Raw genomic sequence first — 11667 nt, forward strand, 5'->3', positions numbered from 1 at the left:
GTACGACCCCGCGACGGCACGGATCACCCCAGGTCACCCCGGGACACCTTCAGGGTGGACATCCATGCACAACTGGGCTAACACAGGATAACGAGACCAATTCGGGGCATGACGCCCGATTGGGGAGGACACACGGTGGCAGACGCATGGCTACCGGAGGCCGGCCGGTCGCCGGCGGGCGACGACGGCGGACCGCTGCGGGGCGGCGCCCCGCGCGCGGTGTGGCTGGCCAGCGACTCCGACGCGCGGGTGGTGTCGGCCCGGTCGGTCGCCGCCGACCTCGTCCGCGCCGGACGGCCCGCGCACCTCGTGTGGAACCCGCGCACCGGGGAGATCGTCCAGCTCGTCCCGGCGACCCGGGCGGCGGGGACGATCGGCGCGGCGGGCCGGGAGGGCCGGGCCTGCCTGCAGATCATGGTCGTCGGGTCCGCGCACGAGCCGTTCACCGCGACCCCGCTGACCGGCCTGGACACGATCCTCACCTGGCTGGACGGCTGGGGCGTCGCGCGCCGCTGGCCCGCCGGGCCGCCGCTGCCCCCGCCGCAGTCCTACCAGGCCCGGCGCGACCGGCGGGCGTGGGCGCGCGGCGGCCACTTCGGCGCGTCGCAGGTGCCCGGACCGGAACGGCCGGACCCGGGCGGCATCGACATCCGGCGCGTCACCGGTCCGGAGACGCCGGTCGCGCCGCTGCCGCGTCCGCTGCCCCGCGAGGACCGCGCGCCCCGGCTCCCCGTGCCCCGGCTGGCCGGCGACCTGGCGGCGGTTCCGGCCGTGCCAGCGCCCGCACCAGCGAGCATCCGGTCCTGAGCTCGTCCGCCGACGCCGCCGCGCCGTAGCCGATGACGAGCCCGCCGCCGTCGGCGGGCTCGGTGCGGTACCGGTCGAGGACGTCCACGAGCACGCCCCGCGCGGCGGCCTCGTCCCGCACCCGGCGGGCCTGCCCGGCGGGCAGCGCGACGACCAGGTGCAGGCCCGCCGTGCTGCCCCGCACGTCGAGCCCGCGCAGTTCCTCGGTGACGACCGCGCGGCGGCGCGCGTACTCGGCCCGGACGCGCCGGACGTGGCGTTCGAGGTCGCCGCGCTCCAGCAGCACGCGCAGCGCCTCCTCGGCCAGCGCGGACGTCCGGTCGTTGACCCGGTCGCGGTGCCGGGCGACGGCGGCGGCGAGGTCGGGCCGCGCGACCAGCCAGCCGAGGCCCATCCGCGCGGTGAGCATCTTCGCGGTCGTGCCGAGGTAGAGGACGACGTCCGGATCGAGGCCGTGCAGGGCGGGCAGCGGGCCGACGTCGAAGCGGAACTCGCCGTCGTAGTCGTCCTCGGCGATCAGCGCGCCGGTGCGCCGCGCCCACGCCACGAGCGCCTGTCGGCGCGGCACCGGCAGGACGCCGCCGAGCGGGAACTGGTGCGCCGGGGTCGTGTAGACGAGCGCGAGGTCGTCGGGCAGGTCGGCGACGACGAGTCCGTGGTCGTCCACGCGGCACGGCACGACCTCCAGCCCGCGCGCCGCCAGCGCCGCCCGGGCCTTGCCGTAGCCGGGCTCCTCGACGCCCGCGCGCTGACCCGGTTTCAGCAGCGCGGCGGCGGCGAGCGCGAGCGCGTTCGTCGCGCCCCTGGTCACGACGATCTGGCCGGGCGCGCACGCGACGCCCCGGCCGCGCCGCAGGTAGGCGGCCAGTTCGGCGCGCAGCCCGGGCAGGCCGTGCGGGTCGGAGCGCTCGCTCGCCTGCGCGGTCGCGGCGAGCCGCCACGCGCGCCGCCAGGCGGGGGTGTCCAGCGCGTCGGCGAACGCGGTGCCGGGTCTGAGGTCGATCGTGCCCGGTGGGGCGATGCGTCCCGAGTAGGGGATTTGTTCCTGGATCGGGTCGTTCGTCTCAGGGGCGGGGACGACGTCGGTGACGTAGGTGCCCGAGCCGTGCCGTCCCTCGATCCAGCCCTCGGCGTAGAGCTGTTCGTAGGCCTCGGTGACGACCGTCCGGCTGACGCCGAGTTCGGCCGCGAGCGCCCGGCCGGACGGCAGGCGCTCCCCCGCGACGAGCCGTCCGTCGCGCATCGCGGCGCGGAGCTGCCGGACGATCTGGGTCCGCAGCGGCGTCGCGTCCGCGCGGTCGACCGTGACGGGCAGCAAAGTGGTCTCCCCTTATCGGTGTTAAGTGGCTCTACTGGCCAGGCCACTCGGGTTCTAGCGTAACCGTCATGACGCCGCTTTCACCGACCGAACGGACCCGCATCCGCCGCCTTCCGGAACGCGGATCCGTTTCGCGCGAGGCCCTGTACCGCATCTTGGACGAGGGCCGCATCTGCCACCTCGGCGTGACGATCGACGGGACCCCGCGCGTCATCCCGACCGCCTACGGCCGCGCCGGCGACACCCTCTACCTGCACGGCTCGACCGGCGCCGTGAGCATGCGCGGCGCGACGGCCGACGTGTGCGTGACCGTGACGCTGCTGGACGGCCTCGTCCTCGCCCGCTCGCTGATGCACCACTCGATGAACTACCGCAGCGCGCTGATCTTCGGCACGCCCCGGACCGTCACCGACCGGGCCGAGAAGCTCGCCGGACTCCGCGCGATCGTCGAGAACCTGGTGCCGGGCCGCTGGGACGAGGCGCGCGAGCCGTCCGCGAAGGAACTCGCCGCGACGGCCGTCCTCGCGCTGTCCCTCGCCGAGGCGTCGGTCAAGACGCGGCAGGGCCCGCCGAACGACGACGAGGCGGACCTAGCGCTGGACGCGTGGGCGGGCGTGGTGCCCGTCCGGACCGTCCTCGGCGACCCGTCCCCCGACCCGCTGCTGCGCCCCGGAACGCCCCTGCCCGCCGCGCTTTCGGGCGCCTGACGCCCGGCACGGCCGCTCCCGGTTCGGCGGAGGCATAACCTGGCCTGGTGACCATGTCCGCCGACGCCGGGCCGGGGCGTGCGCCCGGTCCCCGCCGTCGCGGCACGGCAGAGGATCGTCGCAGGTGAGAGGGCGCATGACGAACGAGAAACTCGTGTGGGTGGACTGCGAGATGACGGGTCTCGACCTGCAGAACGACGCCCTGATCGAAATAGCGGTGCTCGTGACCGACAGCGAGCTGACGATTCTCGACGAGGGCATCGACATCGTCATCCGGCCGCCGGACGCCGCGCTGGCGCAGATGACGAAGGTCGTCCGGGACATGCACACCGCGTCCGGGCTGCTGGACGCCCTGCCGGGCGGCGTCCCGCTCGCCGACGCCGAGGCCGAGGTCCTCGCCTACGTGAAGCGCTTCGTGAAGGACCCGAAGAAGGCGCCGCTGTGCGGCAACTCGATCGCGACGGACCGCTCGTTCCTGGCCCGCGACATGCCCGCCCTGGACGCGCACCTGCACTACCGGATGGTGGACGTCTCCTCCATCAAGGAGCTGGCGCGCCGCTGGTACCCCCGAGCCTACTTCGCGAGCCCGGCCAAAAAGGGCGGCCACCGCGCACTGGCCGACATCACCGAAAGCATCCAGGAGCTGCGCTACTACCGCTCATCGGTCTTCGTCCCACAGCCCGGCCCGGACTCCGAGACGGCCCGCGCCCTGGCCGCCGAAGCCATCGCCGCCACACCCCGCCCGGCCTAGAAACGCGGTGGCGCACCACCCCACCGGAGCCGCTACACTACTGGAAGCCGCGAACACGGCGGCCACGGTGGGTGTAGCTCAGCTGGCAGAGCACTTGGTTGTGGTCCAAGATGTCGGGGGTTCAAGTCCCCTCACTCACCCCGAGTGAACAAAACGAAGAGGGCCCGGTCGTCACGACCGGGCCCTCTTCGCGTTCTTGGCCCGGTGCCCCCGCAGGCGCGATGACGGCCGACACTCAGCAGGCGGCCGTGCAGCGGGGCGCTTCTGCGCCGCGCTCCCGTGAAGGGCCTGGTCACCGTGCGGGCAGCCGGGCCCTTCGACGTGGCGGGCTCGTCCGCATCACGTTGTTCTTGCCGACGGATACACGACGCGGCCTGTCGAGGTCGTCCGTATGGACGGTGCGGGCGCGGGCGGGGGCGGCGTGGACAGGGTTTGCCAAGCGTCGCGGACCAGTTCGTGGAGGGGCTGGACCATGTGGGCGTGCAGGGCGCCGCGGGATCGGCTCGCGGTGACGCGGCGCTCGCGCCAGGTGCCGTCGGCGCCGCGGCTTCGGGCGTTCAGCGGAGGTCGGTGTTCGACCTGGACGAGATGTTCCAGTGCCAGGCCGACCACCTCGGGGTCCAGGCCGGTCACCGTGCGGCGGGGCGTCTGCGGCAGGGCGTCCACGAGCAGGGGCCAGCGGACGACGACGATCTTCTCCCAGAGTTCCGGCGGCACCGTCATGCCCAGGTGATGGCTCTCGCCGATCGGCAGGTCGCGGAGCCGTCGTCGGGCGTCACCGGTCTGGCCCACGTAGGCGAGGCCGACTCCGGAGACGTAGACGCCGTAGAGCACGGCTCCGTCGACTGCCGGGTGATCGCCGGACGGCTCGGTCAGGAGGCGGCCGATCTCGTGGGCGAACCGGTAGCGGCGGTCCTGCCAGCGGATCAGGTCGTCCGTGCTTCCCACCAGGCGCGCCATCGCCGAGCGCCAGTTCTCGTACGGGTCCTCGTCGTCCATTCCGCTTTCCAGTCCGCCCGGCAGAAAGCGACCAGGGTTGCACAACCGCGTGTGCAAGACCTTCGGGCGGGACTTAGAGGCGGACGACGACTAGGGCTATGTCGTCGGCGGCGCCGGTGGCGGGGACGAGGCGGTCGAGGAGGGTGTCGGCGAGGTCTTCGGCGGGGAGGGTGCGGCCTTCGGTGACGGCGTCGGTGAGGCGGGTCAGGCCGACGTCGATGTCCTCGTTCCGGCGTTCGATGAGGCCGTCGGTGTAGAGGACGAGGGTGTCGTCGGCGCCGTAGGCGAGGCTGGCCTGGGGTTGTGGGACGTCCTTGATGCGGACGCCTAGGGCCGGGTCGGTGGCCTGGTCGAGGAGTTCGTGGGTACCGTCCGCGTGGACGAGTACCGGCGGCGGGTGGCCCGCGCTGCTGTAGGTGATCACCTCGCTGCTGGTGTCGATCAGGACCTTTGCGGCTGTTGTCGCCATTGCGCCCTCTAGGGAGCGGGCGTAGAGGCCTAGGACGTCCAACGCCTGCGCGGGGCTTTGGAGGGCGCGGACGGCGGCGCTCAGGGCGCTGCGCAGCATGCCCATGACGGACGCCGCCTCCAGGCCGTGGCCGACGACGTCGCCGATGCCGACGGAGAAGCGGTCCGGGGAGAGGTCCACGACGTCGTACCAGTCGCCGCACACGTTGAGCGCCCCGGCGGCCGGACGGTACCGGACGGCGATGTCGCGGTGCCGGGCCAGGTCGGGCGCCTGCAGCATCGCCTCCTGGAGCGTCACGGCGACCTCCCGTTCCCGCGCGTGCGCCTCCTGCAGCTCCTCGTTCAGGCGCAGCAGCTCCCGCGCCCGCTCGAACCGCTCCCCCTCGGCCAGCGCGGGTTCGGAGCCGGGTTCGCCCGGTTCGCCGGCCAGGATGGGGGTGTCCGTGCCGTACCGGGCGAACTCGGTCATGTCCTCGACGCGGTGCAGGATGCCGGTGATCGTCCCGTCCGACCCGAAGATCGGCGTGTTGTAGCCGGACCACCAGCGTTCCATCGCCTTCCCCGACGCGTCGCGCATCGGGACGTCGTAGCGCTGGAGCCCCATCGTGTCCGGCCGTCCGGTGGCGAGCACCCGGTGCAGCGAGGTGTCGAGGTTGCGCGCCCCGACGGCGCCGGGGTCGGCGGGGTTGGCGGGGAAGGCCTCGAAGATGTGCCTGCCCACCAGCTCCTCGCGCGGCAGCCCGGTGAGCTGCGTGTACGCCCGGTTGACGCACCTGATCACGAAGTCGGTGCCGAGGACCATGTACGGGTTGGGCGTCGCGAGGAAGATGTCCGCGTAATCGAGCTCCGATGCCATCTCGTATCCCCCTTCCCTGTCCTTCCTGCTCGGCCGTCGCCTCAAACGACGCTCCACGCTCCCGGGGAACGCCACGTTTTCCTCACTCGTCCGCACATTTGCGGGATCCACTCGTGCGCGGACGTCACTAGCCGTGCGCCCGGCTTACGGGCGACCGTTTTCCTCTGACCGGATCCACCCCTCCGGTCCCGCTCCCGTGGAGAGACGATGAGACGCAGACTCGGCCGGGCGGTCCTCGCCCTCGCGCTGGCCGCCGGGTCGTCGCTGGCCGCGGCGGTGCCGGCCGCCGCCGCGCCCGTGTGCCGCGCGGGCGCCGAGGAGGTCATGACGCCGCCGGAGGCGATCATCGGCGACCCGGGCGAAGTCCTCGCGTGCCGGACGGTGACGCTGCGCGCGGGCGTGAAGGCCCACGCGTGGCAGGTGCAGTACGTGTCGACGGACCTGCGCGGGCAGAAGATCGCGGTGTCGGGGACGATCGCCGTCCCGGACGCCCCGTGGACCGGCCCCGGCGTGCGCCCGGTCGTCGCGCACGCGTCCGCCGCGACGGGCCTCGGCACCGCCTGCGCTCCGTCGCGCGGGCCCGGGACGGACCTGGCCCCCTACCTGCGGGCCGGCTACGCGGTCGCCGCGACGGACGGCGTCGGCTTCCTGAAGGGCCAGACGCACACGTCCCTGGCGGGCGTCAACGCGGGCCATGCGCTGCTGGACGCGGCCCGGACGGCGTTCCGGCTCCCCGGCACGGGCCTGGTCCCCGTGGCGGCCGTCGGCCTCGCCGGGTACTCCGAGGGCGGGGCGGCGGCGCTGTGGGCGGCGCAGCTCGCGACCTCGTACGCGCCGGACGTCAACGTCGTCGGCGCGGCGGCGGGCGGCGTCCCCGGCGACCTGCGCACGACCGCCGCCGCGCTGGACGGCGGCCTGTTCGCGGGCCTGCTCGCCGAGGCCGTCGCGGGGCTGAGCGCGGCCTACCCGTCGATGCCGTTCACCGAACTGCTCGACGACCGGGGCCGCGCGGCGATGGCGGACGTCCGGACGACCTGCCTGCCCGCCGCGCTCTCCGGCTTCTACTTCGCCAAGATCGAGGACATCACCGCGGGCCGCCTGACCCTGGACCGCCTCTACGACCTCGACGGCCCCGACGGGCGGACGTGGGGTCAGATCATCGACGACCAGCGGCTCGGCGTGAACGTCGGCCGCCGCGGGTCGGGCGCGAAGTACACCGTGCCGTTCCCCGTCCTGCAGTACCGGGGGACGGCGGACGAGGTCGTCCCCACGTCCGTCGAGGACGCCACGGCCGCCGCGTACTGCAAAGCGGGTATCACGACCCGGTACCGCACGGACTACGACGGCGGCCACTTCCAGACCGCGGGCCTCGCGGCGAACGACGTCGCGGCGTGGCTCGGCGACCGGTTCGCCGGGCTGCCCGCCACCGGGACGTGCTGAGTCACGGACGGTGCCGGCGCAGGTCCGTCGTCTCTTCGTACGGCTGCGGGTCGGGGTAGGTGAGGAGTTCGAGCGTCCCGCCCCACGGCGTCCGCGCGTACCAGAACCGGTTGCGTGGACCCGACTCAGGCCCGGGCAGCGGACGCGGATCGCCGAGCGGAATGCCGCCCGCCCGGCTGACGCGCGCCGCCGCCGCGTCGAGGTCGTCCACGTAGAACGCGACGTGCTGCCAGCCGAGGTCGCTCGGGACGGCCGGGTCGCGCCGCCGGGGCGTCCGGAACTCGAACAGCTCGATGCCGGGCCCGTTGGGGAGGGCGAGCATCCGGATGGCGACCTCGGCCGTCCCGGCGGGCACGCCGAGCCGCCGCTCGGTGTCCGGCCCGCCGACCGGGCCGTCGTCGCGGCGCAGCGTGTCGTACAGGACGGCCGCGTCGAACGCCTCGACGAAGAACCGGGTCGCCGCGTCGAGATCCGGGACGGTCACCCCGATGTGGTCGATGCCTCGGGACACGCTGGCATGCTCCCCGTTCCCCCGTCCGGCCGAACCGCCATTGTCCCAGGTCACGCCGCACCATGACCGGCTTTTGGCGAGATTCCCGGCGGCCGGGACGGTACGGTCGTCGGCCATGCCCGAAGATTCCGTGCGCGCCGCCTACGACGCCATCGCGCTCCCCTATTCCGAGATGTTCCGCACCGTCCTGGAGGACCGTCGGGCCGACCGGGCCTCGCTCGCCCTGTTCGCCGAACTGGCACGCGGCGACGGCCCGGTCGCCGACGTCGGCAGCGGCCCCGGCCGCGTGACCGCCTTCCTGCGCGGGCTCGGCTGCGACGTGACGGGCATCGACCTGTCGCCGGAGATGGTCGCGCTCGCGAGCCGGACGTTCCCCGACATCCCGTTCCGCCAGGGCACCATGACCGCGCTGGACCTCCCCGACGGCGCGCTCGGCGGCCTGCTCGCCTGGTACTCGGTCATCCACGTCGACCCGGACGCGGTGCCCACGGCGTTCGCCGAGTTCCACCGCGTCCTGAAGCCGGGCGGGCACCTGATGGTCGGCTTCCAGGTCGGCGAGAAGCCGCAGCGGTACGAGCAGCCGTTCGACCGGCCCTTCCCGCTCGTCTTCCACCGCCTCGACCCCGACCGCGTCACCGCACAGCTCGAAGCGGCGGGCTTCACGGTCCTGGTCCGGACGATCCGGGCGCCCGAAGGCACGGAGCCCGTCCCGCAGGCGCACCTGCTGGCGCGGCGCATGAACCGGTAGCGCGACGGGTAGGCGCGGCGCCACGTCGCACGTGGATCGGGGGATCACCATGCGAGCCATCACCGTGGCCGAGTACGGGGCGACTCCGTCGCTGATGAACCTGCCGGAGCCCGAGCCGGGACCGGGCGAGGTCCAGATCGAGCTGGTGGCGGCGGGCCTGAACCCGCTGGACTGGAAGATCGCCGACGGGATGCGCAAGGACGTGCCGGACGTGCGGTTCCCGCTGGTCCTCGGCACGGACGGCGCGGGCGTCGTGACGGCCGCCGGGTCCGACGACACGCGCCTCAAGGTCGGCGACCGCGTGTTCGGAGCGTTCCACGGCGCCGTCCGGGGCCAGGGCACCTACGCCGAGTTCACCGTGGCGGGGCCGGACGACGCGGTCGCCGTGATGCCCGAAGAGATGCCCTATGTGCTGGCCGCCGCGCTCCCGACGGCGGGCGTCGCGGCGGTCGAGCTGGTGGACGACGTCGGCATCGCCGAGGGCCAGACGATCCTCGTCATCGGCGCGTCCGGCGGCGTCGGGCAGAACGCGGTGCAGCTCGCCGCCGCGCGCGGGGCGGACGTCGTCGCGACGGCCCGTCCGGACGCCGCCGACCGGATGCGCGACCTCGGCGCCGCGACCGTCGTGGACCACCAGGACGACCTGAACGCCCAGGTCCTGGCCCAGCACGGCGAAGTCGATACGATCATCGACCTGGTCAACGGCCCGTCCGCGACCGAGCACGTCGCGGGCCTGCTCAAGCCCGGCGGGACCTACCTGTCGACGGTCCACGCCGTGAACCCCGACGCGATGGACGCGCGGGGCCTGCGCGGCGTCAACTTCGAGACGCGCGGCGGCACGGCGGCGGTGGAGCACGTCGCGGCGCTGGTCGAGGCGGGCGACCTGCGGGTGGCGATCCACGCGGAGCCGCCGCTGGAGGAGGCTCCGGCCGCGCTCGCCGAGAGCCGCAAGGGGCACGCCGACGGCAAGACCGTCATCCGCATCTGACCCCGAAACCACTCCGCACGCTGCGTGACCGCTCCTAAACTCTGTGTGACAGCACGTTCACGGAACGGGAGCGCAGATGACGGAGCACGGCGTACGAGGGCTCGACGTGGGCGAACCGGCGCCGGCCGCGCCCGACGACCTGCCCCTGGTGGACCCCCGGCGGCGCATGAGCGGCCGGCCGGGCTCGTCGCCGGTCCTCGCGACCGCCTACGACGAGGTGTGCGAGCGCGTCGCCGACGAGGCGCTGATGCAGATCTCCGAGCCGGGCGCGCCGCGCGTGCCGTTCCCCGTCCGGCCCGTGGTGTCGGTGCTGCACCCGCGCGCGGAGCCGGAGCTGCGGCGGCGCGTCCAGAGCGTGGTCGGGTCGCTGGAGAAGCTCGTCCGGGCGTATCCGGACGATCCCGAACTGCAGGACTTCCTGGCCGTCCCCGAGACGCTGCACCGCTGGATCATGCGCGGCCAGGCCGCCGGACGCCTCGGGATCGACTACTGCCGCCTCGACCTGCTCGGCGCCACCCTCGGCACGGCCCGCGTGCTGGAGTTCAACCCGAGCAGCCCCGGCGGCGTGATCTCCACGGGGATGCTGAACCGGTTCTGGCGCGAGTCGTCGCTCGCGCCCGTCCTCGCCGCGTGGGCTCCCGCGCCCGCGCCGTTCGAGGGCGAGCACTGGTTCGCCGACTGGCTGCTCGGCTTCGGCCGGTCGCGCGGCGTGCCCGACGACGGACGTCCCATCGGGCTGTTCCACGCGAGCAAGAGCACGAAGTTCGAGCTGGACCTCGTCGCGCGGCAGCTCGCGGCGCGCGGGCGCGAGACCGTCTTCATCCGGGCCGACGACGCGGACGCGGCCCGCGACGTCCGGCTCGGCTACTTCAAGTTCATCCCGATGGAGCTGGACGAGGTCCCCGGCTGGGACCGCTTCTGCGCACGCCTCCTGGACGGGACGATCGCCGCGCCCAACCCGCTCGGCGCCCGCTGGGTCGCGGAGAACAAGCTGTGCCTGGCCGCGCTGTCGGACCCCCGGTTCCGGCGGCTGTTCGACCCGGCCGAGATTGCGCACCTGGACGCGCTCGTCCCCTACGGTCGCAAGCTCGGCGACGGCATCGACGCGGCCGAGGTGCTGCGGCGGCGCGACGAGCTGGTCCTCAAGGCGCCGTACAGCTTCCACGGCCGGGACGTCCACCTCGGCGCCGAGTGCGACCCCGACGCCTGGGAGCGGATCGTGACGGCGCACCGGGGCTGGCTCGTCCAGGAGCGCGTCCAGGCCGGCGCGGTCGACGCCGACGACGGCACCTACCTGCACGACCTGGTCGCGCCCGTCCTGGACGGCCGGGTGATCGGCTACTCGGCGCGGATGAGCGCCGGGCCCGTGCTCAACGGGGCGCGCGGCGGCGGCGCCTACGCGATCTTCGGCCCGCACCCGCTGGGGAACGCGGTGCCCTCACCCCTGCGCTGAGTCCGCCGGCGTCTCGACGCGGCGCCGCGCCTGCACCCACAGCTCGTGCATGAGCGGGTCGGACGCGGCGTCGCGCACGACCGGCCCGGCCCCGAACCGAGCCTCGTAGCGGCGGTACCACTCGGCGCGCTCGTGCAGGAACAGCACGTCGTGCCGGGCCATCCGGCGCATCGCGAGCGCCGCGACCGGGCCGCGCGCGACCGGGTGGTCGGGGTTGCGGACGGCGCGGACATCGCACTGCGGATGGAACTGGGCGACCATTAAGTCGCGCGCGACGGCCTGCTCCTTGAGGCTCGGGTAGGCGGCGTCCAGGACCGTCCAGCCCGCGGGACCGGCCGCCGGGAACGCCAGGACCAGCCCGGCGAGCGCGCGGCGCGGCGCGGTGTCGGCCCCGGCGCCGCGCAGGAAGTCGTCCATCACCCGGCCGACCAGCGCCTGGAGCCGGCCCGGGTCGGCGCAGTCCTCGGCGGGCTCGACGCGGATCTCGATCGCGTCGGCGTCCAGGGCGGGGCGCATGAACGGGCACACGTCGCCGTCCCGGCCGAGGAAGGGCGACGGCCGGGCGATCTCGTCGCGCAGCCATGTCATGACGGCGGCGGTGCAGTCGGGGGTCTTCTCCAT

The 11667-nt window shown here is 74.1% G+C and carries 11 protein-coding genes and 1 tRNA gene; 7 read left to right on the plus strand and 5 right to left on the minus strand.

Annotated features, from left to right (window positions below):
• Nucleotides 1-658 precede the first annotated feature (658 nt).
• Nucleotides 659-2125 carry a MocR-like pyridoxine biosynthesis transcription factor PdxR gene (pdxR, locus tag GQ466_RS18310; protein ID WP_237418112.1) on the minus strand — a complete coding sequence of 489 codons (1467 nt, stop codon included), beginning with the start codon at nucleotides 2123-2125 and terminating at the stop codon, nucleotides 659-661.
• A gap of 68 nt (nucleotides 2126-2193) precedes the next feature.
• Here pdxR and GQ466_RS18315 point away from each other — a divergent pair, with 68 nt between their 5' ends.
• The 3 genes from GQ466_RS18315 (at nucleotide 2194) to GQ466_RS18325 (ending at nucleotide 3723) form a co-directional block, all read left to right on the plus strand.
• Nucleotides 2194-2832: a pyridoxamine 5'-phosphate oxidase family protein gene (locus GQ466_RS18315; protein ID WP_161104179.1), complete on the plus strand. Its 639-nt coding sequence runs from the start codon at nucleotides 2194-2196 to the stop codon at nucleotides 2830-2832.
• A 136-nt stretch (nucleotides 2833-2968) separates the two neighbouring features.
• Nucleotides 2969-3583 carry an oligoribonuclease gene (gene orn / locus GQ466_RS18320; RefSeq protein ID WP_161104180.1) on the plus strand — a complete coding sequence of 205 codons (615 nt, stop codon included), beginning with the start codon at nucleotides 2969-2971 and terminating at the stop codon, nucleotides 3581-3583.
• Between the two features lie 67 nt (nucleotides 3584-3650).
• Nucleotides 3651-3723 (plus strand) — tRNA-His (locus tag GQ466_RS18325).
• Between the two features lie 199 nt (nucleotides 3724-3922).
• Here GQ466_RS18325 and GQ466_RS18330 read toward each other — a convergent pair.
• The gene (locus GQ466_RS18330; protein ID WP_161104181.1) at nucleotides 3923-4582 is read right to left on the minus strand and encodes a hypothetical protein; all 660 of its coding nucleotides are present in this window, start codon (nucleotides 4580-4582) and stop codon (nucleotides 3923-3925) included.
• Between the two features lie 73 nt (nucleotides 4583-4655).
• Nucleotides 4656-5906: a SpoIIE family protein phosphatase gene (locus GQ466_RS18335; protein ID WP_161104182.1), complete on the minus strand. Its 1251-nt coding sequence runs from the start codon at nucleotides 5904-5906 to the stop codon at nucleotides 4656-4658.
• Nucleotides 5907-6113: 207 nt separating this feature from the next.
• Between GQ466_RS18335 and GQ466_RS18340 the strand changes: the two genes are divergently transcribed.
• Nucleotides 6114-7346, plus strand: a complete 1233-nt coding sequence (locus GQ466_RS18340; RefSeq protein ID WP_161104183.1) for a lipase family protein — start codon at nucleotides 6114-6116, stop codon at nucleotides 7344-7346.
• Nucleotide 7347: 1 nt separating this feature from the next.
• On the opposite strand, the gene GQ466_RS18345 is transcribed toward GQ466_RS18340, so the two are convergent.
• Nucleotides 7348-7857: a VOC family protein gene (locus GQ466_RS18345; RefSeq protein ID WP_337193531.1), complete on the minus strand. Its 510-nt coding sequence runs from the start codon at nucleotides 7855-7857 to the stop codon at nucleotides 7348-7350.
• A gap of 115 nt (nucleotides 7858-7972) precedes the next feature.
• Here GQ466_RS18345 and GQ466_RS18350 point away from each other — a divergent pair, with 115 nt between their 5' ends.
• The 3 genes from GQ466_RS18350 to GQ466_RS18360 all read left to right on the plus strand — a co-directional run bounded on the left by GQ466_RS18350 (nucleotide 7973) and on the right by GQ466_RS18360 (nucleotide 11046).
• Nucleotides 7973-8605, plus strand: a complete 633-nt coding sequence (locus tag GQ466_RS18350) for a class I SAM-dependent DNA methyltransferase (protein WP_161104185.1) — start codon at nucleotides 7973-7975, stop codon at nucleotides 8603-8605.
• A gap of 49 nt (nucleotides 8606-8654) precedes the next feature.
• Entirely contained in the window at nucleotides 8655-9593 is a 939-nt protein-coding gene (locus tag GQ466_RS18355) for an NADP-dependent oxidoreductase (protein ID WP_161104186.1), read from the plus strand.
• Between the two features lie 76 nt (nucleotides 9594-9669).
• Entirely contained in the window at nucleotides 9670-11046 is a 1377-nt protein-coding gene (locus tag GQ466_RS18360) for a hypothetical protein (RefSeq protein WP_161104187.1), read from the plus strand.
• Here GQ466_RS18360 and GQ466_RS18365 read toward each other — a convergent pair.
• Nucleotides 11032-11667: a DUF6875 domain-containing protein gene (locus tag GQ466_RS18365; protein WP_161104188.1), complete on the minus strand. Its 636-nt coding sequence runs from the start codon at nucleotides 11665-11667 to the stop codon at nucleotides 11032-11034. The genes GQ466_RS18360 and GQ466_RS18365 overlap by 15 nt on opposite strands.

This window comes from Actinomadura rayongensis (assembly GCF_009831215.1).
Lineage (GTDB): Bacteria > Actinomycetota > Actinomycetes > Streptosporangiales > Streptosporangiaceae > Spirillospora > Spirillospora rayongensis.

Coding starts and splice junctions, on each gene's coding strand:
- GQ466_RS18360 (WP_161104187.1), top strand. CDS start 9,670: ATGACGGAGCACGGCGTACGAGGGCTCGACGTGGGCGAACCGGCGCCG.
- GQ466_RS18330 (WP_161104181.1), bottom strand. CDS start 4,582: ATGGACGACGAGGACCCGTACGAGAACTGGCGCTCGGCGATGGCGCGC.
- GQ466_RS18350 (WP_161104185.1), top strand. CDS start 7,973: ATGCCCGAAGATTCCGTGCGCGCCGCCTACGACGCCATCGCGCTCCCC.
- GQ466_RS18340 (WP_161104183.1), top strand. CDS start 6,114: ATGAGACGCAGACTCGGCCGGGCGGTCCTCGCCCTCGCGCTGGCCGCC.
- orn (WP_161104180.1), top strand. CDS start 2,969: ATGACGAACGAGAAACTCGTGTGGGTGGACTGCGAGATGACGGGTCTC.
- GQ466_RS18315 (WP_161104179.1), top strand. CDS start 2,194: ATGACGCCGCTTTCACCGACCGAACGGACCCGCATCCGCCGCCTTCCG.
- GQ466_RS18335 (WP_161104182.1), bottom strand. CDS start 5,906: ATGGCATCGGAGCTCGATTACGCGGACATCTTCCTCGCGACGCCCAAC.
- GQ466_RS18365 (WP_161104188.1), bottom strand. CDS start 11,667: ATGGAGAAGACCCCCGACTGCACCGCCGCCGTCATGACATGGCTGCGC.
- GQ466_RS18355 (WP_161104186.1), top strand. CDS start 8,655: ATGCGAGCCATCACCGTGGCCGAGTACGGGGCGACTCCGTCGCTGATG.